The 20,249-nt window shown below is 69.0% G+C and carries 17 protein-coding genes; 7 read left to right on the forward strand and 10 right to left on the reverse strand.

All coding sequences use genetic code 11. The features are described from left to right. Positions 1 to 35 precede the first annotated feature (35 nt). The 3 genes from ACFYL4_RS08545 to fahA are packed head-to-tail and all read left to right on the forward strand — an operon-like array spanning position 36 to position 3,344. Entirely contained in the window at positions 36 to 1,259 is a 1,224-nt protein-coding gene (locus tag ACFYL4_RS08545; RefSeq protein ID WP_387517515.1) for a homogentisate 1,2-dioxygenase, read from the forward strand. Further along, a complete protein-coding gene (locus ACFYL4_RS08550; RefSeq protein ID WP_387517517.1) occupies positions 1,256 to 2,101 on the forward strand; it encodes a hypothetical protein in 846 nt (281 codons plus the stop codon). The genes ACFYL4_RS08545 and ACFYL4_RS08550 overlap by 4 nt, the downstream gene beginning before the upstream one ends. Positions 2,102 to 2,129: 28 nt before the next feature. Continuing rightward, positions 2,130 to 3,344, forward strand: coding sequence for a fumarylacetoacetase (gene fahA, locus ACFYL4_RS08555; RefSeq protein ID WP_387517519.1), 1,215 nt, complete (start codon positions 2,130 to 2,132; stop codon positions 3,342 to 3,344). A gap of 52 nt (positions 3,345 to 3,396) precedes the next feature. On the opposite strand, the gene cmr1 is transcribed toward fahA, so the two are convergent. From cmr1 to ACFYL4_RS08595, 8 genes are read right to left on the reverse strand one after another with little or no spacing between them, the layout of a single operon-like run. Further along, positions 3,397 to 4,602, reverse strand: coding sequence for a type III-B CRISPR module RAMP protein Cmr1 (gene cmr1 / locus ACFYL4_RS08560; RefSeq protein ID WP_387517521.1), 1,206 nt, complete (start codon positions 4,600 to 4,602; stop codon positions 3,397 to 3,399). A gap of 6 nt (positions 4,603 to 4,608) precedes the next feature. Next, complete coding sequence (locus tag ACFYL4_RS08565) at positions 4,609 to 6,249, reverse strand: hypothetical protein (protein ID WP_387517522.1); 1,641 nt, start codon at positions 6,247 to 6,249, stop codon at positions 4,609 to 4,611. After that, on the reverse strand, positions 6,246 to 7,241 hold the full coding sequence (locus ACFYL4_RS08570) for a hypothetical protein (protein ID WP_387517524.1): 996 nt from the start codon (positions 7,239 to 7,241) through the stop codon (positions 6,246 to 6,248). Before ACFYL4_RS08570 ends, ACFYL4_RS08565 begins: the two co-directional genes overlap by 4 nt. Continuing rightward, complete coding sequence (gene cmr6, locus ACFYL4_RS08575; RefSeq protein ID WP_387517526.1) at positions 7,238 to 8,332, reverse strand: type III-B CRISPR module RAMP protein Cmr6; 1,095 nt, start codon at positions 8,330 to 8,332, stop codon at positions 7,238 to 7,240. The genes ACFYL4_RS08570 and cmr6 overlap by 4 nt, the downstream gene beginning before the upstream one ends. Continuing rightward, a complete protein-coding gene (gene cmr5 / locus ACFYL4_RS08580; protein ID WP_387517528.1) occupies positions 8,307 to 8,798 on the reverse strand; it encodes a type III-B CRISPR module-associated protein Cmr5 in 492 nt (163 codons plus the stop codon). Before cmr5 ends, cmr6 begins: the two co-directional genes overlap by 26 nt. A 17-nt stretch (positions 8,799 to 8,815) precedes the next feature. Continuing rightward, positions 8,816 to 9,748 (reverse strand): type III-B CRISPR module RAMP protein Cmr4, encoded by a 933-nt coding sequence (gene cmr4 / locus ACFYL4_RS08585; RefSeq protein ID WP_387517530.1) that lies wholly within the window; start codon positions 9,746 to 9,748, stop codon positions 8,816 to 8,818. Beyond that, positions 9,745 to 10,860, reverse strand: coding sequence for a type III-B CRISPR module-associated Cmr3 family protein (locus ACFYL4_RS08590; protein ID WP_387517532.1), 1,116 nt, complete (start codon positions 10,858 to 10,860; stop codon positions 9,745 to 9,747). Before ACFYL4_RS08590 ends, cmr4 begins: the two co-directional genes overlap by 4 nt. After that, the gene (locus tag ACFYL4_RS08595; RefSeq protein ID WP_387517534.1) at positions 10,860 to 12,722 is read right to left on the reverse strand and encodes a type III-B CRISPR-associated protein Cas10/Cmr2; all 1,863 of its coding nucleotides are present in this window, start codon (positions 12,720 to 12,722) and stop codon (positions 10,860 to 10,862) included. The genes ACFYL4_RS08590 and ACFYL4_RS08595 overlap by 1 nt, the downstream gene beginning before the upstream one ends. 753 nt (positions 12,723 to 13,475) lie before the next feature. On the opposite strand from ACFYL4_RS08595, the gene ACFYL4_RS08600 reads away from it, so the two are divergent. The 3 genes from ACFYL4_RS08600 (at position 13,476) to ACFYL4_RS08610 (ending at position 16,392) form a co-directional block, all read left to right on the forward strand. Next, positions 13,476 to 14,663, forward strand: coding sequence for an NAD(P)/FAD-dependent oxidoreductase (locus tag ACFYL4_RS08600; RefSeq protein ID WP_387517536.1), 1,188 nt, complete (start codon positions 13,476 to 13,478; stop codon positions 14,661 to 14,663). A gap of 10 nt (positions 14,664 to 14,673) precedes the next feature. Then, a complete protein-coding gene (locus ACFYL4_RS08605; RefSeq protein ID WP_357764601.1) occupies positions 14,674 to 15,609 on the forward strand; it encodes a sigma-70 family RNA polymerase sigma factor in 936 nt (311 codons plus the stop codon). A 126-nt stretch (positions 15,610 to 15,735) separates the two neighbouring features. After that, complete coding sequence (locus tag ACFYL4_RS08610) at positions 15,736 to 16,392, forward strand: DNA alkylation repair protein (protein ID WP_387517801.1); 657 nt, start codon at positions 15,736 to 15,738, stop codon at positions 16,390 to 16,392. 114 nt (positions 16,393 to 16,506) lie between these two features. On the opposite strand, the gene ACFYL4_RS08615 is transcribed toward ACFYL4_RS08610, so the two are convergent. After that, positions 16,507 to 17,052 (reverse strand): CGNR zinc finger domain-containing protein, encoded by a 546-nt coding sequence (locus ACFYL4_RS08615; RefSeq protein ID WP_387517538.1) that lies wholly within the window; start codon positions 17,050 to 17,052, stop codon positions 16,507 to 16,509. A 124-nt stretch (positions 17,053 to 17,176) separates the two neighbouring features. Here ACFYL4_RS08615 and ACFYL4_RS08620 point away from each other — a divergent pair, with 124 nt between their 5' ends. Beyond that, positions 17,177 to 18,424 (forward strand): MFS transporter, encoded by a 1,248-nt coding sequence (locus ACFYL4_RS08620; protein ID WP_387517540.1) that lies wholly within the window; start codon positions 17,177 to 17,179, stop codon positions 18,422 to 18,424. A 117-nt stretch (positions 18,425 to 18,541) separates the two neighbouring features. Here ACFYL4_RS08620 and ACFYL4_RS08625 read toward each other — a convergent pair whose 3' ends face one another. Further along, positions 18,542 to 19,672, reverse strand: coding sequence for an Rv2578c family radical SAM protein (locus ACFYL4_RS08625; protein ID WP_387517542.1), 1,131 nt, complete (start codon positions 19,670 to 19,672; stop codon positions 18,542 to 18,544). Positions 19,673 to 20,249 lie beyond the last annotated feature (577 nt).

Below are 20,249 nucleotides of genomic sequence, written 5' to 3' on the forward strand. Positions count from 1 at the left end.
AGACCACCGGACCCAACCAAGGAGGAAGACCGGACATGGCGTACTACCGCAGCGTCGGCGCGGTGCCCCGCACCCGCCACACCCAGCACCACAACCCCGACGGCGGCCTGTACTACGAGGAGCTGATGGGGGAGGAGGGCTTCTCCGCCGACTCCTCGCTGCTGTACCACAAGGCGATCCCGTCCGCGATCGTCGACGCCGCCGAGTGGGAGGTCCCCGACCAGTCCCTGCGGCGCAACGCCCCGATGGTGCCGCGCCACCTCAAACTCCACGACCTGTTCCAGGGAGAGGAGTGGCGGACCAACGACGTCGTCGAGTCCCGACGCCTTGTACTCGGTAACGGCGACGTGCGCATCTCCTACGTGGTCGCCGGAGCGCCCTCCGAGCTGTACCGCAACGGCATCGGCGACGAGTGCGTGTACGTCGAGTCGGGCACGGCCCGCGTGGAGACCGTGTTCGGCCTGCTGGAGGTCGGCCGCGGCGACTACGTGATCCTGCCGCGCGCCACCACCCACCGCTGGGTGCCCACCGGCGACGCACCGCTGCGCGCCTACGTGGTCGAGGCCAACAGCCACATCGCCCCGCCCAGGCGCTACCTGTCCCGCTACGGCCAGCTGCTGGAGCACGCCCCCTACTGCGAACGCGACCTGCGCGGCCCCGAGGGTCCCCTGCTGGTCGAGGGCGAGAACGTCGACGTGCTCATCAAGCACCGGGGCGACGGGCCGGGCGGGATCTCCGGAACCCGCTACACCTACCCCACCCACCCCTTCGACGTGGTCGGATGGGACGGCTGCCTGTACCCGTACGTGTTCAACGTCGACGACTTCCAGCCCATCACCGGCCGTGTCCACCAGCCGCCGCCCGTCCACCAGGTGTTCGAGGGCCACAACTTCGTCATCTGCAACTTCGTGCCGCGCAAGGTGGACTACCACCCCGAGGCCATCCCGGTGCCGTACTACCACTCCAACGTGGACTCCGACGAGGTCATGTTCTACTGCGGGGGCGACTACGAGGCCCGCAAGGGCTCCGGTATCGGCCAGGGCTCCATCTCCCTGCACCCCGGCGGCCACTCGCACGGACCGCAGCCCGGCGCCTACGAGCGCAGCGTGGGCGCGGAGGCCTTCGACGAGCTCGCGGTCATGGTCGACACCTTCCGTCCCCTGGACCTGGGCGAGGGCGGCGCCGCCGTGGACGACGGCACCTACGCGTGGACCTGGGCCAAGGGGCGGCGGGCCCAGCGGGAACAGGGGCAGGCGTGAGCGACACCGCCCGCACCCTCTACGGTGCCCTGTTCGACGACGCCGCGCTGTTCCCGCCCGGTAACGCGCCCCTGGGCGAGGCGATCCCCGCCCACCGGGACCACCTGGCCTCGCGCCGGGCGCCCTACGTGGGCCCCTTCCTGGTCGCGGACGCGCGCCTGGCCGAACTGCGCGCGGTGCTCTCCCGGGAGGACGGTGACCACGCCGCGCTCGCGCTCGTGGTCACCGTCCCCGGCGGGACCCAGGGCGTGGCCGCGGCGGTCGACGCCGTGCGTGCCGACCCCGCCCTGACCCTGGCCGGGGTGGAGGTGGCGTCCGCTCCCGGCGCGGCCGCCGCCACCGCCGACACGGTGGTGCGGGCGCTGGCGGGCGAGGCCGACGCCTACGTGGAGGTCGCCCGTGGGGCGGGCGCCGCCGCCGACGTCGCGGCCCTGGCCGGAACGGGCGCGCACGCCAAGTTCCGCACCGGCGGTCTCACCCCGCAGGCGCACCCGGATGAGGCCGAACTCGCCGCGCTGATGGCCGCCGCCGTCACCGCCGGTGTCGCGTTCAAGTGCACGGCGGGGCTCCACCACGCCGTCCGCCACACCACCGGGGAGGGCTTCGAACAGCACGGTTTCCTCAACGTGCTGCTGGCCACCCACACCCTGCTCACCAGCGGGGACCGGACCGAGGCCGCGCGGGACCTCGCCGACCGCGACGGCCCCGCCCTGGCCGCGCGGGCGGGGGCGCTCACCGTCACCGAGGCGGCCCGTATCCGGTCGAGATTCCGTTCCTTCGGCACATGCAGCATCGCCGAACCCCTGGAGGACCTCCTCGTCCTCGGGGCGCTCCACACCTGACCCCACCCACTCGCAGAAAGCACACTCCATGCCTGACAGCTGGCTCGACATCGCCCCGGAGACGCAGTTCGGCCCGGCCACCCTGCCCTACGGCGTGTTCTCCACCGAGGGCACCCCCGGAACCCGGGTCGGTGTGGCCATCGGCGACCACGTCCTCGACCTGGGAGCGGTCGCCCGCGATCTCGGCGCCCCCTTCGCGGAGTCCGTCTCCGGGCCCGACCTGGACGCGCTCCTGGCGGCCGGGCGGCCCGTGTGGGAGCAGGTCCGGGCGGCTCTCACCTCGTGGGTGACCGAACCCGCCCACGAGGCGGCCGTGCGCCCGCACCTGGTCGACCGCGCCACGGTGACCCTGCACCTGCCCTTCACCGTCGCCGACTACGTCGACTTCTACGCCTCCGAGCACCACGCCACCAACGTGGGACGCATCTTCCGCCCCGAGCAGGAGCCGCTCACCCCCAACTGGAAACACCTGCCCATCGGCTACCACGGCCGCTCGGGCACCATCGTGGTCTCGGGCACGGACATCGTCCGCCCCACCGGCCAGCGCAAGCCCCCGACCGAACCCGCCCCGGTGTTCGGGCCGTCGGCGCGCCTGGACATCGAGGCCGAGGTGGGCTTCGTCGTCGGCACCCCCAGCCCGATGGGGGAGCGCGTGGCGGTGGACGACTTCGCCGACCACGTGTTCGGGGTGTTCCTCCTCAACGACTGGTCCTCGCGCGACCTCCAGGCGTGGGAGTACGTCCCGCTGGGCCCGTTCCTGGGCAAGTCGTTCGCCACGTCCGTCTCCCCGTGGGTGGTGCCGGTCGCCGCCCTGGAGTCGGCCCGCGTCGAGCAGCCCGCCCAGGACCCCGAACCGCTGCCCTACCTGCGGGGCGCGCGGTCCTGGGGCCTGGACCTGCGGTTGGAGGTGCGGCTCAACGGACACCTCGTCGCCACGCCGCCCTTCTCCGAGATGTACTGGACCGCCGCCCAGCAGCTCGCGCACATGACCGTCAACGGGGCGTCGCTGCGCACCGGCGACGTCTACGCGTCGGGGACGGTGAGCGGCCCGGAGGCGGACCAGCGCGGCTGCTTCCTGGAGCTCACGTGGTCGGGCAAGGAGCCGCTGCGGCTGCCCGACGGCACCGAGCGCACCTTCCTGGAGGACGGCGACGAGGTCACCATCACCGCGACCGCGCCAGGCCCGGACGGTTCGAGGGTCGACTTCGGCGAGGTCACCGGCAGGATTCTCCCGGCGAGGTAGGGGGAGGGACGTGAACGGCGGGGCGGCGGTGCGGCGAGCACCCCGCCCCCTCTCACCTGATCCTGTCCGGCATCTCGTCGTGGTGGGTCGATTCCATCCAAGCGCTGACCTGCGTCAGCACGTCGACGTCATCGACCCGCAGGGGGCGTCGACGCCTGGCCCCCTGCGCCTGGAACTCGACCCGCGCGCCTTCCGTGGTGGGGAGAAAGGTGTTCAGGAAGGCGAAGGAGAACAATCGGTACTCGTCACCGTCACCGCCCACGAAGCGGAACCACAGGGGAGAGGCGCGACGCAGGCTGACATCGTTCTCGAACACGTTGACCGCGCCGTAGCCGGGAAAGTTCACCGGAAGCCCGAGAGCTCCCAAGCGGAAGTGGTCTCCTCCGTCGATGACCACGTCCTGGTGCTCGAAGGTCTTCAACTTAAGATCGTAGGAGGCAGTCGAATGCTGCCTGTTCGCACGGAACCTTCGATAACGTTCGCCGGTCGCGCCCGCCACCTCGCGCCAGGTCCGCCCATGGAAGGTGCTGGTGGCCGCCTTCGTGTGTCCCTCTCCTATCGCCGGATAGTGGGGCCTTTCGGCGGCGAGATCGCTTCTGCGAACTGGCATGAAATCGGGCAACAGGTTCGCGCACGCTTCCAGCGGGCCGACCACCGGCAGGTGTCCCAAGTCCAGGTAGTGCTGCAGGCCGGGGGTGCTGACCGTGTCCTCGTTCCATGCGGGAGGCAGGTACCCCTTCTTGTGGGTCAGCCTGACACCGCCGAAGCCCTTCCGGGTGCGGGCGCCGAACCCTCCGTAGGCGCATGCCAACCACAAGGACGCGAGGAACAGCGAGTTCACCACTTCGTTCCCGCTGAACCTGATCTTCAGTGTGAACCTGTGTCCCGGTTCGGTGAACGGACGTTTTCTGAGTGTCTGGCCTGATCCGTACGGGCTCAGTCCCTGCCCGAGCAGGTAGTCCACCCACGTGGCGTTCGCGTCCCGTGGGAAAGCGGTGTCCCCGGCGCCGATCAACGTGCTGGGGTCGGGCTGTCCGGACAGACGCATCCGGACCGGAGAGGGGTTTCGTGTGCTGCCGAACACCTTCCGTTCCCCTTGGGCGAGTGCGGCGATGTCGTTTCCCGCGTGGTGAGCGGCCAGCGCTCGGAACCAGTAGCGCAGCACTCCGCGCATGGAGGAGACATGAAGGCCCGTGTCGAGGGCGTTACCGTTGAACAGGGGACTGGTCACGGTCAGGTTGAATTCGGTCCACGCCATGTCGTCCTACTTTTCTGAGCGCCAGCGTCGATGGCCGAGAGGCGCGGTCACGGGTTGGTCATCCCAGAGGATCTGGGAGAAGACTCCGGCTGCCAGACACCAGACGGTGGCTGCGAGCAGGATCGCCAAGGGACAGGGGACGGAATCCTCCGATCCGGTTGCGGGCGGGTCGAGGACCACGGAGGTTCCCGGGTTCTGCAGGATCATGGCTAGCTGCTCGCCTTCTTGGGAGAAGACGGGCGCCACGACGCCCAACCCGAGCAGGGCCACCAAGAAGGAATGCACCAGCCCGATCGCCAGTACCAGGGCCGCTCGTGCCGCCATGGTCCTGCTGGTCGAACGTCCTTCCCTTTCCACCTCCGGCCTGGACCTGGTGTGATCACCCGTCTTCCTCTCCTTGGCGGGGCCGGTGTTGTGGTTGCGCGCTTCCAACAACAGGTAGCCGAAACACACGCCGAGCGTCAGAAAGACAAGGGGAACGATCTCCAGGATGGATGTCATCCTCATCCACCAGTGGGGAGGCAGGGCGATCAGGACGATCATGCCCAGAGTGGCTGCTGCGGGAAGCCTCAGCATCATGGGCATGGCCCATGTTCGGCCTCGGGAAAGTGTTCCCCAAGCGATCATGGCATATACCAGGGCGCCAGTGATGAGCGAGAGGTACAGGGAGGGAACGGAGGATATCCAGTTCGACGGGGGGAAAGGGGGAGAGAGTGAGATGATAGCCGCGACAAACGTAACCGCCGTAAGTACCAGTGTCGCCCAGAGCAGCGGGTCTGACTTCCCTATGGTGGCCACTCTGGCCTCGCGGAGAGCGAATCTGGGGAGAAGGTGGTGTTCTACTGCCCACTCCACCACGGCCTGGTCTGCGGGGGGCGTCTGGAGTCCTTCGCCCTTCCTGGGGCTCGCGTCACTCTTTTCCAGTCGGATGGGTGCGGCGAGGATCAGGGGCGATCTGGAGTCGGAGGACGTGAAAGCCAGATCGCGGACCTCGGTTTCCAGGGCTTCGGGGGGAGCGTGATGGAATGCGGGGACGGTTTGGTAGAGGTCCACGTGTGACCTCCAGACATCTCGGGCCTCCCAGGCGTTGCGTAGGAGGAGGTGTGAGCTGATCGGCCCGAAGACCTGTGTCATCTCCTGATAAAGGGACCCGCCGTCCCTGATCTCTTCGGGTCTGTGGCGAAAGGGTTCCGAAAGCGCGAGGAACCGAATTCTGGAAACCTGCGGAAGGAGCCTGCGGTGGGCTCTGCTGGCGGATGGCCCTGAGTCGACATAGTCCCAGAGTGCCTGGGCAATGAAAGCGAAGATGGCCCATTTTCGCAGCGATCCGAAGTTCTCGTTCTCTGTGTTCATGGTCGAATCGAGCCCCCGGAGGAACTCGTGTGGACGATGGATCAAAGCGCGGACCAGGTGGGGATTCCTGTCGAATAAGCTGTGAAAGTTAGGGTTGAGAGTGAGCGGTGTCCTCTCGTTCGCTTGTTCTTCGTCCAAGTCCTTGACGAGGGATGTGAGGCTTTTTGCCTCGAATGAACTCCTGTCTGATTCTGCAAGGGCGGTTCGGGATTCGTCTGCGGCTCCGAATCCCCGGGAAAGGCGCTTGGCCAGGGTCGCGCTGATGTCGACTAGGGGTGGGTCTTCCTCGCTCATGATTCGTGGGGCGGGATCGCGTGATCGACGAAGAGAGGACGCAGGATGAACCCGTAGGGAGTCAGCCTCCATTTCGAATCCTCCCTTGTGTAGGCGTACCCGTTGAGAGGCCTTCCGTTCGGTGGATCGTCGTCGTAGTAGCCGTCGTACCTCGCGCTGGCGAGTTGTTCCCTCAGCAGTTCGGCGTCATGCGAGCGCAGAGGTATGACCACGGACCGCAGGTCCCGGCTGGTTTCGTGGATGGTGTGTGCCCTGATCCGGCCCCTACCGCACAACCCCTGCATCGCCTCGGCGAGCCCCAGGAAGAAGGGGAGCGCCGTCTTGAAACCACCCGAGAGGTGGAAGTGCGCCATGCTTCCCATGTGCTGATGGAGAAGGTCCCGGATTCCCAGACCCAGTGCGCCCAATCCGCGCATGGCCTCGATGAGCCGGTCTTCGTCCCGTGCGTCCAGGCCGGGGAGGCGCACGACGATGACGTTTCCCTCCTCTTCGGCGATGTCCGAGGTCGGTTCGGGAAAGTAGCGGACCCGGTCCAGCCTGCCTCCGGCCATGGCGGCGGCGTTCAGCAGGGCGGCCCGGAGGCCCTTTCTGGTGTCGCTGGCGACGAGGATGGCGGTATCGTCCGAAGGGATCTGGGTGGTCCCGTTCAGACTGGCAACCGCGGAGAGTTCTGCACTGACTTCCCGGGGCCACAGCTTGGGTTTGATGAATTCGATCAGTTCGATGCTTGTGGAGTATTCCTCCCCGGACCTTCGTGTCAGAATGTTTTCCAGCTCTTCGGAAGCGAGCTCGCTGTCCTTCTCGAGATCGATCTCCTCGCTCTGCTTGTCGTAGATCGCTGCGTTCCTCTTCCAGATCCTCGCCCGCAGCTGATGGTGATCTTCGTGAGTGTCGGGAATGTATTTCTTCAGTTCGGCTCGGGGCGTCTGCAAGTGATCGATGATACTCACCCCCACCGTGACGAGGTGGAAGGATTTCCTCTGGGCGATCACCAGGACTCCTCCTTGACGTCCTCACAGGTGAAATAGCCGTATCCCGCGCTGGTGCGAGCTCCGATGCCGATGTCCTCTCCTGCGGACACGAGCCAGTCCCGGACCGTGTTCAGGTCCTCGACCGATTCCCCCACCAGGTCCACGAGCAGGTGTCCGCTGATGGACAGGAAGGGCGCTGGCACCGGATTGTGGTGTTCAGCTGGCGGTGTCACCGGAACTGGCGACGGTTCCACGGACTCCGCCTCGTCCCCGAGGCGAGAGGCGCTGGTGTAGTAGGGCTGTTGGTGCGGTGTGATGACGTCACGGTGGACACCCACCGCCCCGGGCTCGGGCAGGGCGTCGAGGAAGACCACCGATCCGCGCCCTCCGGACCCTTCACTCCCCGGAGCGGGAGAGAGCCCGGGACGCGGGTCCCCCAGTAGACGGCGGACGAGCTCCTGGTCCTGTTCTGTCTGATGGGCGTGGGAGGCGAGCAGTCCCTTGAGTGTTGATGAGGGGATCACGGGCCACCCGTAGGTGCCGTGCAGGGCCAGACCGCTGTCCAACACACCGAATCGAAGACCCAGACCGGTGACCAGTCGCCATTCTGCCGAGATTCGGAGCCGACGTACGTGGGGTCGGCGGGCCGACCTCCCGGGGGTACCGTCCCCGCTGGTCGGGGGAGCGCCGGACCACTGTCGCAACATCGCGCTCCTGCGCTCGAGAACGCAGTTCAGGTAGGTGTGGTGCGTTCCGAGGGCGTGGCTGCTGGCCCAGGTGTGCAGTGGTTCGTGGGCGATCCAACCGTCGAGGCGCCCCTTCTCCGAATTCTTCGGTTCTCCCGGTCGGTCCTCGAAGTACAGGCGTCGGAGGATGATCAGCGCATTGCCGTCGCCCTCCACGGTGGAGCGCCCGAACTTGATCGATGTCTCGCCTGGGTGGAGCGTCTTCCCCTTCCGACCCGTCACTTCCTGTGGCGCCTTGGTGTTCTTCGTGTGGCGCTTCTGGAAAGCCCACACCTGAGTCCCCAGGGGACCGAGCGCGGCGTCCCGAGGATCGATGGACAGGGGGCGGTCGCCCTTCTTCCTACCGGTCGCCTTGTTCTTCGCCATGGTCGTCACCCGCTCCCGCCGCCGGTTCGTAGTAGGCCTCGGCCAGGCGACTCAGCCACACGGCCAGTGCGTCGACGGCGGCCGACACCCGGCTGTACTGGGCGGGGGAGGCCTGACAGAGGGCGCTCATGAAGTCTCGCCGTCCCGCGTCCTGTTGGCCCTTCGCTGACCCGTGTCGATTCGGGTCGTTCTGGGGGCGGGGGAGGTAGCCGTTGGCGAACGCCTGCTCCGCGATCGCGTCCGCGAGTCCCGCGTACGCGCTACGTAGAGGTTCGTTCCCCTCCTTTTCCGCCTTGGCGAGAACGAACGCATAGGTGGCGGTCAGACCGCTGCCACGGAGTTGGGAGGGGAGCTGCCGCATACGGGTGCGCACTTCCTGAGTCACCGTATCGGTGTCGGAATTCGTTTCCCCCGTGCTGGTATTGGTGAGAATCTTGACTGCGATCGAGGCCAGGTTCTGGTCCACCCTGGCAGGGGCCCTGTTCATGTGGCCTCCACGAGTCGAGCCCACATGAGCCCCTTGCCGAGGGTCTCGTCTCCACCGATCTGGAGGACCCGGCCGTGGAGTAGTTCTCGGAGGAGCTCGTGGTGATGTTCGAGGTCTTCGGAACCACCGCGCTCCCGCAGTGTGAGAACCGAGACCATCAGGGTCTCGGTCGGCAGGTATTCGCTGGTGAAGGGGCCCTCCTTGACGACCTTGCTGTTCTGCTCCAACTGGACGCGGACCGAGTGTTCGGTGCACTCACGCAGGAGCTGTGCCATCACCGCTTCGCCCACCATCAGCAGGTCCTCCCGGAACTTGGCCCCGGGGACCGACATGTGCGGCTCGGTTCCGATGCCTTCCCGCGCGATCAGTCCGGCCCAGGCAGCCAGCCGCCGCTCCCCTTCCTCCTCCTGGATGTTCACCACGCAGGGACCGATCACCTGCCCGGAGTGAGTCCACTCCACATTGGCGCACAGGCCGTAGTCCTCCCCGACCTCCGGGACGTCCGGGGGCGTGTGGCCGGAGTTCAGGCGAGCGTGCTTGCGGGCCAGGCGCGAGAGGGCCAGCCGGGAGGTGGCCCAGGCGAAACCCCGCTGGAGTGTCGGAACCGGCAGAGCCACGAGTTGGGCGTCACCGACTGACAGCAGCCCGGCGGTCGTGTTGCGGACGTCGTCGTCACCACCGCTCGCCATTCTGCCGAAGACCTGTTCCACCGCTGACAGCTGGTGCTCGCCGGAACCTGCTTCCCTCCCGGCGTTCCATTGGGCGTCGTGGGCCGCCTGGCGCAGCGCCCCCTTGAGACTCTGCCCCCAGATGACGGGATAGCCGGTGGAGACCTCACGCTGGATGGGCAGGTCCACCAGCCCGTCGGACTCGGCGCCGCCCGCGTGCACGGGGGATTCGGCGTACAGATACAGCAGGTACTCTCTCACGACCACACTCCGGTCAGGATGACGCCGAACCCAGCCGTGTCCATACGGTCCTGGCCCGCTGGAGAGAGCGCTCGGCCGTGCGCGGAGACGGACCAGGCGGCGGCGTCGTCAGGATGGGTGAACTTCAGGTAGTAGACCGACCCCGGAGGGACGGCCCACATCAGGGAACGCTTGCCCAGACGACTGTGTCCGCGCCTCTGAGACGCGGTGGCCACGGGGAGGGGGGAGCCGACACAGGCGGAGAGGAGCTCCGCCCCCTCGGGTATGGGGGGCAGCCAGCCGTCGGGCCACACGGCGGGGGTGGCCACGTAGACCAGGACCCGCCCGTCAGGGAACGTTCGGGGAGCTTCGGGCCAAGCGGCGCTGGGCGCGGGGCACACGTCCGCCAGACGTCCCAGACCGCCGAAGCGCACCGGTCCGTCGGGACGTTCCGCGGTCCCGCGCCGGCGTTGCCTCTCGGAGGGGGTGATCTCGGCGCAGAACGCCCAGGATTCCCGCAACCGCAGATGCACGCTCCTGTACAGGTGTCCCGTGCGGGCCGTGCGGGTGCTCGGGTCCAACCCCAGACCCACACGTGTCTCGGGGGTCAGCGGCAGGTCGATCTCGTCGAGGTCGGAGGCCGACACCAACGAGTCTTCTTTCCTGTCCTCGAGCTCTCCCCGCAGATAGACGGACAGGGTCTCGCCACGGATCACGCCCGTCATCTGTTCGGCGTCATCTTCCTCGGGCAGGAGCAGGGGGCGCAACCCCGCAGTGGCTTTCCCGCGTTCGCCAGAGGTCAGGTCAGTGCTGGCCCGTGATGGTTCGGTGGGGAAGCGTAACCGCTGGATGTCCTCCCGCTGCTTCGTGCGGTCGGTCACCCGGACCAGGTCGAGCGGCGTCGGGAAGTGGAGCTCCCACTCGTCCAACACTCGGTTGGCCAGGATCGGTCCGCGCACGCTCTCGGGTTCGCCGCCGAGAGCCGGAACCAGGGCACCGGCGATGGTGGAGGGCCATGGGTGCACCGTCTGAGCCATCCCCCCAGATCCGGCGTCGAAGGTGCGGCCGTCCCGGATCTGGATGGTGTCGTGGGGGGTGACGGCCAGCCAGGAGGTGGGCGCGGTATCGGGCATCAGGCCTCCTCGAGTAGGAACAGGGCGACACGGACGGCGTCCGCACTGACGAGGTCCCTTGCCGGAGCCATCCACTCCAGGGCCGTGGCCGTGTCCTCGACGAACGCCTCACGTGCGGTGCCCCTGTCACGGCCGGTGGCGCCGCCATCGACCGATTCCGTCCGCGTGTGGCGTCGGACCAACCGGCGCAGCTCCTTGCGAGCCGCGTACACGGGCAGGACCTCGCCCGGCTGGTCGGGGGTGCTCGGGTTCAGGTGCCGGTGTTCGGCCTGGACGTCGTTCAGGAGGCCCGGGGTCACACGAACGTGGAACGCCGTGTCCCTACGGGTGAAGACTCGGAGCGCTCTCAGCGGGCCCGGATCGTCGGACCAGTTGAGGACGCACTCGAAGCGTGCGCCGCTGTTCCGGAGGACCCCCACACCGAGCGCGTGCTTGTCCCTGCGTTCCTTGGCCTTGGCTAACAGTTCCTGCCCGCGTTGGACCGCCTGCTGAAGGGGGGAGTCGTTGTGGAAGAAGGAGAGCCCCGTGCTGGCTGTGGGGAGCTGCTCGGGGACGGAATCGTGGCAGGCCTGTGCGGCGTCCAGAGCGACGGAGGCCGGAACCAGGGCGAGTAGGTCGTCACCTCCGGCGTACACGACCGTTCCCCCGAACGAACGTATGATCTCGCTCTGTTCGCGGGCGATCTCGGACAGGAGCCGGGAGACGTTCGTGTGGTTCTCGACCGAGACCTTCAGCGGCTTCCCGTCCTGTCCCTTCTCCCGGCCGGAGAGGTAGGAGCCCATGAAGTCCAGGTCCTGGACCAGGACCGCCAGGTGCGGGTCGGGGAAGCGCACGGGCTGGGAACGCATGGCCGTGATCAGGTCGAGGGAGGCCTCACGGCCCGCTCGGACCGTATCGATGAATTCGGTGTGGGAAGAGGCGTGCGGGAACTCCTGCGCCAGGCTTTCGACATGCCACGCTTCCGGATACACCCAACGGGCACCCAGTCCGCGGAACCATGTGGTGACGTCGTCTCCGTGTGCGACCCCGGGCCAGTTCATCGGGCGTTCCGGGATCTGTTTGTTGTCCGTGTCCTTGCCGGTCACGGTTGTGGCACAGAACTCCAGGAACTGAACGGCGTCGGCGACCCGCTTGTCCGAGGAGTAGCGCTCGAGTACCCCACGACGGAAGGGCCCGGAGGCGATCGCGTGTGTGGAGGGGAAGCCGGATGGAGCTGGTTCGCCCGACTTCCGATGCCAGAACCGCTTCACCCAGTTGGCCGTGGCCAGGTTCTCCGAACGCAGGTGATCGTACCGACCGGTGGTGGCGGCCGCCTTGACCTCGGACGGAGGATCGACCGAACGCCATCGCGGAGAGAGGACGCAGAGCTCCCGGACGCCGTCATCGGTGGGCTGGACGAAGTCACGGGTGTTCTTGCGTGCGGCCAGGGCGCGTTGCGCCGTGGTCCACGCGTCCTCGTAGGAGCTGTCGACCGGCACGCTCACCCACTGAACCGTGGGCCAGCCGGGCGTGGGACGGTCCTGCTGATCGAAGACCGCCCGTACCCAGGACTCCCAGGTCCTTGTGACCAGGTCGTGGGTGGACCGGGCCGCCACTGGTCCGGTTCCCCCGGGCAGTAGGGCCACCACTCGGTTGGGCATGCCGTCCTGAGCCTCGCGCCTGCGGACTTCGCTGTTGCCAGGGTGTTGGGGGAACACCATCTCCGCGCCGTGGTCACCGGCCAGGTGGTCGACCGCCCTTTCCACAAGGCGGGCGACGATCTGGCTCGCAGCGCACAGGTCCATCGTGGTCCGGGACTCAGTAATGAAGGCTTGTACCCCCGAGAGGGCGATGACGACCAGGTCGTGGTCGTTCGGGCTCATACGTGTCCGTTCCGGGTGAGGGGCAGGGATTCCGGGGGCGAACAGGAAGCACGGACGTCGGAGCGGTCACGACGCGGTGGGTTTCCTGCCGGGCAGGGGCCGGACGGCCGTGCCGAGAGTCGGGGCCGACCGTGCTCGGTGCTCAGGCCTGGGCGGCCGTTCGGGACGAGCGGCCCGGGTGCGCCCGTCTGATTCGAGGCGTGGCCAGCTGGGACGGGGTCAGTGACCGGGTGCGGTGTGTGAGGGCCGAGGGGGCAGGGGAGAGTGTCCACGGGGTGGGCACACGGCCTCCGGGTGTCCGAGTTCGGTGACGACCACTGGTGCGGCAGTGACGTCTGGGGGTCTGGCACGAGACGCTAGCAATCTGGGGCCCTCCGTGGTGTGGAAGGCGGATATCTGGCCGCATGTGGGCATGGAGGTCAGTCTTCCTGCGACGGAGTACCAGTTTGTGGTACGGCCTCATCGACCACGTACGCGATCGCCTCCGAAGTCCGAGTGTGACGGAGGAGTCGTGGTCGCTTCGGCTGAGTGAGTGACGGCTCGCCCGGGCGTGACGGGGTGGTTGCGCCTCCCCATCTACGCCAGGAGGTCACGCGCGGATACCGCCACGCGTTGACGCGGGCCCCTTCGAAGGGAGATCGACGACGTCAAGGTGGTGGCGCATGGGCATGTGGGTCAGATCACATCGCGGAGCTGTCAGGGATACGGAAGCCGTCCCGTTCAAGGCGTACACGAACGGACAGGAGCACGATCATGCGACACCGCGTCATGGTTCTCGGGGCCGGGTACGCCGGAGCGGCCGGAGCCGGGGTTCTCGCCCGCCGCCTGCACTCTGACGACGTGGACATCACCGTCGTCAACTCCTCCCCCCACTTCGTCGAGCGGATGCGCCTGCACCAGGTGGCCGCCGGTCGCGACACCAGGAGCCGGGAACTCGCCGAGATGTTCGCGGGCACCGGCATCCGACTGAGGGTCGCACGGGTCACGTCGGTCGACGCCGACCGGCGGTCGGTGTCGGTGGACTCGGGGTCCGGTACCGAGGAGCTGGGGTACGACACCCTCCTGTACGCCCTGGGCAGCACCGTCGGCCACGGTGGGGTGCCCGGCGCCGCCGAGCACACCCTGCACGTGGCCGACAGGGAGGCCGCGTCGCGGGTGCGCGACCGGCTCCGGGAACTGAACGGCACGGGGCGGGTGCTGTTCGTCGGGGGCAACCTCACCGGCATCGAGACGGCCACCGAGGTCGCGCAGGCTCACCCCGGGCTGCGTGTCACCCTGGCCACCAGTGGTGAACTGGGTGGATGGCTGGGGGATCAGGCCCGTTCCCGCACGCTGGCGGCCTTCGAACGGCTGGGTGTCACCGTGCGTGAGAACAGCGCGGTCACCCGGGTCGAACGCGGGCGGGCGACCACCGACACGGGAGAGACGCTGCACGCCGACATGATCGTGTGGGCGGCAGGGTTCGCCGTCCACCCGATCGCCGCGCACGGCGGACTGGCCGTAAACGAGCGGGGCAGGATGATCGTGGACGAAGGAATGCGTTCGGTCTCCCATCCCGAGGTCTACGCCGCGGGTGACAGCGTCCTGGCTGTCGGTGACAACGGCCTCCCGCTGCCGATGTCCTGCGCTTCGGCCGGGTTCACCCGTATGCGGGCCACCGCCGCGATCATCGCGGACCTCACCGGACACCGGTCCTGGCCCACCCCGCTCGGCTACCTGGGCAACTGCGTCAGCCTGGGCCGCGACAACGCGATCTACCAGGGCGTCGACAAGCAGGCGCGGGCGAAGGCCTCCTCTCTGCGCGGCCGGGGTGTCGCGTTCTTCAAGAGGTGCGTGATCTCCACCGTCGCCTGGACCATGGGTCACCCCACCTACGGTCTGCCGGTGCGCCGGCTTCGCCTGACCGCCACGGTCAGGCCGGCCGGGGCGGTCGCCGACTAACGTGACCCGCGTGGACACCGCCGCAGTGGCGCGCTTCGAGGCCAACCGGGACCGGCTGGCCTCGTTGGCGTACCGTCTACTCGGCTCCGCCGCCGACGCCGAGGACACCGTGCAGGACGCCTTCCTGCGCTGGGAGGGTGCCGACCGCGAGAGCGTCGAGGTCCCCGAGGCCTGGCTCACCCGGGTCGTCACCCACCTGGCCCTGGACCGGCTGCGGTCGGCGCGGGCACGCCGCGAGCGGGCGGCGGGGGATTGGCTCCCCGAGCCCCTGTTGGACGGCGACCCGATGCTGGGCCCCGCCGAGACCGCCGAACAGCGCGACTCGGTGAACCTGGCGGTCCTGCTGCTCATGGAGCGGCTCACTCCCGTGGAACGGGGCGTCTACGTGCTGCGGGAGGCCTTCTCCTACACACACGCGGAGATCGCCGGAATCCTCGACATCAGCGAGTCGGCGAGCCAACAGCACGCCCACCGGGCACGGCGCCGGGTCAGCGCCGAGCGGGAGACCCGCGAGGTCGACCGCGCCGTCGCCCGGCGTGTGGTGGAGGCCTTCGTGGAGGCCGCCTCCTCGGGTCGGACCGAGCGGCTGGTGGCGCTGCTCACGCACGACGCGACCGTGGTCAGCGACGGGGCCGGGGGCTTCGGAAGGGTGCGGTGGCACTCCGGGGCGCAGAAGGTCGCCTCCGTGCTGCGTGCCGGGTTCCGGCCCACCGAGGCCAAGAGACGCCTGGTGGGCGGATCACCGTCGGTCCACGCCACCGTGGTCAACGGTTCGCCCGCCATGGTCGTCGCCCTGGGTGATCGGGTCGTGGGGGTCATGGCCCTGGGGATGCGGGACGGACGGATCGCGGAGGTGGTCGGAACCGCCTCAGCGGAGCGGCTCGGCCGCTTCTCCGAAGCGTGGTCGCGCGAGGGGCACGTGGACCCGGTCGTCGCGTCGTGGTGATCCCGGGGCACCCCCTCCACGACGTGTGCACCGACCTGTGCGTTCGGGTCCTCCGCCCGGCGTAGGTTGGGTGCGTCGAGTGGGGGAGGGGTGGTCGAGGTGGTCGAGACGACGGTGGACGAGGTCATGGCGGAGCTGGCCGGGTTGGAGGACGCCCGGGTCCGTGCGGTCAACGAGAGGCACGGCGACGACCACGGTGTGAACCTCACCAAGCTGCGGGCCGTGGCGAAACGGCTCAAGAAGCGACAGGACCTGGCAGTGGAGCTCTGGGCGACCGGCGACAGCGCCGCGCGGCTGCTCGCGCTGCTCGTCTGCCGCCCCCGGGAGTTCGGCCGCGACGAGTTGGACGCCATGCTGCGCGGGGCGCGCACTCCCAAGGTGCACGACTGGCTGGTCAACTACGTGGTCAAGAAGGGCCCGCACGCCGAGGAGCTGCGCCTGGCCTGGTTCGACGACCCCGACCCGGTGGTGGCGAGCGCGGGCTGGGCGCTGACTGTCGAGCGGGTCGGGAAGCGGCCCGACGGGCTGGACCTACCGGGGTTGCTGGACACCATCGAGGACGGCATGGCCGACGCCCCCGACCGGTTGCAGTGGGAGATGAACAACTGCCTGGCGCGGATCGGTATCGACCACCCGGAGTACCGCGAGCGGGCGGTGGCGATCGGGGAGCGGTTGCGGGTCCTGGAAGACTACCCGACCCCGCCCGGGTGCCTCACCCCGTACGCGCCGGTGTGGATCGGGGAGATGGTACGCCGCGCCGAGGAGGCGCGAAAGCTCGGGTGAGACACCCGGCGCCACCCATGCGAATCTACAACGTAAAGGTGTCGGTTCGGGTCGATAGCAATCGCTCCAACCCCTCCATCGCCTCTCCACAGGAGAGCCGTTCTCCAAAGAACCTCAGTCCCGCGTGCGCGCTCGGCGCTCCCGCTCGGAGTGCCGACGGGACTTGGTCCGGTTCCCGCACACCCGCATCGAACACCAGCGGCGGCTCTGGTTGCGGGAGCCGTCCCAGAACACCCACAGGCAGGTGTGCTCCGCGCACCTCTTGAGCCGCGCCACGTCCCCGGTGGTCACCAGCCGTACCCAGTCCAGGGCCAGCGAGGCGCACGCCGCGCGCACCGGGCCCAGGTCCGGGTCGGGGACGAGTGTCCGCTGGCAGGGGGAGAGGGAGGCCAGCAGCGGCAGCTCCGCCAGGAGCGCGTCTCCCCGCGCCAGCGCGTGCGGATCGGCGTCGGCGCCGTCCAGGGCGGCCCGCAGCCCGGCGCGCAGGTCCGTGAAGGCCCGGTGGTCGGCCTCGTCGGCCCGGGTTCCGGCTCCGACCAGGCCCTGCTCGCGTAGCCAGCGGGTCAGGTCCTCGGGCGTGGACAGCTCGTCGCGGCCACTCTCCAGGTCGAAGGTGTTCGTGAACAGTTCGACGCGGGCGGCAGCGGGCGGGCGTTCCATGTTCGCCTCCTTCGAGTAACTGGTCAACCAAGGTTAGCGGTTACGGGTCTGTTCTGGTGCAAACCCACTGTCGGTGCCGCCCATTCCGGGCTACTATCCACCAAAAAGCTTAAGGTGGTTAGTCATGTCGAAGCTCCTCGCCACGACGCGTTCCGGTGCCCGTTCGGACGCGCGCAACACCGGTGTCCTGGTCGCCTTCACCGCGCTCACCAACCTCGCGGACGGCGTGCTCAAGGTGGCCCTGCCCCTGGTCGCCACCACGCTGACCTCCTCGCCCGGGCTCGTCGCGGCGGTCGCGACCGTCCTCACGCTGCCCTGGTTGCTCACCTCTCTACACGTGGGCGTGCTGGTGGACCGCTTCGACCGCCGCGCGCTGCTGCTCGCCGCCAACCTGGTCCGGGTGACGACCATGGCGGGCCTGGTGGCGGCCCTGCTCGCCGACTCCCTCTCGCTCCTCCCGCTCTACGCGGGCGCCGCGCTGATGGGGGTGGCCGAGGTCGTGGCCACCACCGCGTCGGTGGCCCTGGTCCCCGCCGCCGTCACCCCACCGGGCCGCGAACGCGCCAACGCCTGGATGGCCGGAGCCGAGACCGCCTGCGGGGAGTTCACCGGTCCCTTCGTCGGCGGTGTACTGGTGGCCGTCGGTGCCGGGCTCGCTCTGGGAGCCACCGGGGCCGCGTACGTGGTGGGCATGCTGGTGCTGCTGTTCCTGGTGGGGCGCTTCGCCCCGCACGCGGGGGGAACGCGCCCGCAGGGGTCGGTCCACGAACGGATCGGCGAGGGGCTGGCCTACCTGTGGCGGCAGCCGATGCTGCGCGGCATGGCACTGCTGCTCACCGTGCTGTGCGCCTGCTGGGGCGCGTGGCTGGCGCTCATGCCGCTCGTGGCCACCGAACTGCTGGACCTCGGCGCGGCCGAGTTCGGTGTGCTCATGAGCGCGCTCGGGGCCGGAGGCATCGTCGGAGCGCTCACCGTGGGATGGGTGAACCGGTTGCTGGGCAGGCGCTGGGCGATGTTCGCCGATCTGCTCGGGACCGCCGCGATGATGGCCGTTCCGGTGCTGAGCGCGAACCTGTGGGTGGTGGGCGCCGCCGCGTTCCTGGGCGGTATGGGCGGCACCCTGTGGACCGTCAACACCCGCACCATCAGCCAGCGGATGGTGCCCGACGCCATGTTGGGCCGGTTCAGTGCCGCGTTCCGCCTGTTCGGATGGGGAGCCATGCCGTTGGGCGCGGCGCTGGTGGGTGTGCTCGCCGAACTGGTGGGGATACGGGCGGCCTTCGCGTTCTTCGCCGTGGCGGCGCTGCTGACCGTCGTGCCCTTCCTGCGCGTGGTCACCCCGGCCGCCCTGGCCGCCGTTCCCCGGCACTGACACCGGCACTGATCACCGGCACCCGTACACCGGGCCGCGGCGGCAGCCGGGCGAGGGCCCGGGGGAGCGGGGGCCGTACCGGTGGGGCGTGCGAGCGCCCCCGCGCCGGGCACGCCGCTAGGCCACGGGGAGATCGAGTCGGAGCTGCTCGTCACCTCGGGCCGCTCCTCCCGCGGGAGCCTCCCCGCCCCCGGCCTCCCCGCTCCTGCCTTCTCCGGCCTCGTCTCCGCCCGCGCCTTCGGTGCCCCGGGGGGAACCCGGTCTGTTGAGGCCGTACCGGGCGGCGATCTCGCGCACGGCCGTGGTGACGATCCGCTGGTAGGACCGGGGCGCGTAGGAGCCGCCCCCGTACAGCTCGCGGTAGAGCGGCAGCAGGCGCGGATGCTCCCGGGCCAGCCAGGCGCGGTACCACTCCCGGGCGCCCGGCCGCAGGTGCAGCACGACCGGGGAGACACGCCTCGCCCCGGCATCGGCGATGGCGGCCACCGTCTCCTCGATCTGTTCGGCGGAGTCGGTCAACCCGGGCAGGATCGGTGCCATCAGTACCGAGCACTCCAGGCCGCGTTCGCTCAGCGCGCGGACCACGCCCAGACGGGCGCGGGGGCTGGGCGTGCCCGGCTCGACGGTGCGCCAGACCCGGGGGTCCACGGAGCCGACCGAGACCGCCATGCCCACCCGGGTCACCCGCGCCGCCTGTTCGAGCAGGGGTAGGTCGCGCAGGACCAGGGTCCCCTTGGTGAGGATGGAGAACGGGTTGGCGGTGTCCCTCAGCGCGGAGATGATCCCCGGCATCAGCCGGTAGCGGCCCTCGGCGCGCTGGTAGGGGTCGGTGTTGGTGCCCATCGCGATGTGCTCGCCGGTCCAGGACGGGCGGGCGAGTTCGGCGCGCAGCCGCTCGACGGCGTTGACCTTGACCAGGATGCGTGTGTCGAAGTCGTGTCCGCTGTCCAGGTCGAGGTACTCGTGAGTGCGGCGGGCGAAGCAGTACACGCAGGCGTGCGAACAGCCCCGGTAGGGGTTGAGGGTCCACCGGAACATGGGGTCGTCTCCGGGGACCCGGTTGATGACGGACCGGGCGCGGATCTCGATGGCGACCGCCTCGCCGTCCTGTCCCGCGAGTACCGGACCGGGGGCCGGTGCGCCCAGCCCGGCCCTTCCGGTGCCGCGCGAGGGTGCGGGTGCGGCGGGGGCGAACAGAGCCCGCTGCCCGGTGTGGTCGGTTTCCTCACGAAGGTTCTCCCAGCGCATGGGCGTTATTCGAACATGTTTTCGAACTCCTGTCCAGTCGTTCGGCGGGGCTGTGGATCACGCGGTTCACGTGCCCGGGAGTGGCCCGCCCCGGTGAAGGCCTCGCCGCTGGGTTCCACCCCGACGCGCTCCAGGGCGAACTCCACGCCGTGGTCCTCGATCGCCCGGGCCTGGGCGAAGGGTGGGGGGATGGCTGGACGCCGAACGCGTGGTCAGCGTCTCCGCTCGCGTCAACGGCCCCGTTGTCCGCGCACGGGTCACGGCCACGCGGTCCGGATCGGCCGACGCCAGTTCCGGGATGTAGTCGGCCCGTTCTCCGGAAACGACGTGTCCGCTGCGGTCGACGATGGCGTCGAGGTAGTCGGGAATCGGTGAAAGCAACAAGGCTGCCCCCGCGCTTTCGGTCGATTCCGATCTGTGAGTCGCCTCACGGTTCTCCCCTGGTCACGTCGAGTGTAACCCCTTCAGGGCTGGTGGCCGGTCCGGAGGCGAAAGGGAAACAGGGAACGTTGTTCAAGGGGCGTTAACATGACGCGCACACTGTATTGTTGCCGAAATATTTCTGAAGTGCGGTTTG

Origin of the sequence: Nocardiopsis sp. NPDC006938 (assembly GCF_042869555.1) — a bacterium.
In the GTDB taxonomy this organism is placed as follows: Bacteria; Actinomycetota; Actinomycetes; order Streptosporangiales; family Streptosporangiaceae; genus Nocardiopsis.

Excerpts from the sequence above, each read along its gene's own strand:
- ACFYL4_RS08615 (WP_387517538.1), bottom strand. The coding sequence starts at position 17,052 with ATGGAACGCCCGCCCGCTGCCGCCCGCGTCGAACTGTTCACGAACACC.
- ACFYL4_RS08625 (WP_387517542.1), bottom strand. The coding sequence starts at position 19,672 with ATGCGCTGGGAGAACCTTCGTGAGGAAACCGACCACACCGGGCAGCGG.
- ACFYL4_RS08620 (WP_387517540.1), top strand. The coding sequence starts at position 17,177 with ATGTCGAAGCTCCTCGCCACGACGCGTTCCGGTGCCCGTTCGGACGCG.
- ACFYL4_RS08565 (WP_387517522.1), bottom strand. The coding sequence starts at position 6,249 with ATGAGCGAGGAAGACCCACCCCTAGTCGACATCAGCGCGACCCTGGCC.
- cmr1 (WP_387517521.1), bottom strand. The coding sequence starts at position 4,602 with ATGGCGTGGACCGAATTCAACCTGACCGTGACCAGTCCCCTGTTCAAC.
- ACFYL4_RS08595 (WP_387517534.1), bottom strand. The coding sequence starts at position 12,722 with ATGAGCCCGAACGACCACGACCTGGTCGTCATCGCCCTCTCGGGGGTA.
- ACFYL4_RS08600 (WP_387517536.1), top strand. The coding sequence starts at position 13,476 with ATGCGACACCGCGTCATGGTTCTCGGGGCCGGGTACGCCGGAGCGGCC.
- cmr6 (WP_387517526.1), bottom strand. The coding sequence starts at position 8,332 with ATGGCGAAGAACAAGGCGACCGGTAGGAAGAAGGGCGACCGCCCCCTG.
- ACFYL4_RS08610 (WP_387517801.1), top strand. The coding sequence starts at position 15,736 with ATGGCGGAGCTGGCCGGGTTGGAGGACGCCCGGGTCCGTGCGGTCAAC.
- ACFYL4_RS08590 (WP_387517532.1), bottom strand. The coding sequence starts at position 10,860 with ATGCCCGATACCGCGCCCACCTCCTGGCTGGCCGTCACCCCCCACGAC.
- ACFYL4_RS08545 (WP_387517515.1), top strand. The coding sequence starts at position 36 with ATGGCGTACTACCGCAGCGTCGGCGCGGTGCCCCGCACCCGCCACACC.
- fahA (WP_387517519.1), top strand. The coding sequence starts at position 2,130 with ATGCCTGACAGCTGGCTCGACATCGCCCCGGAGACGCAGTTCGGCCCG.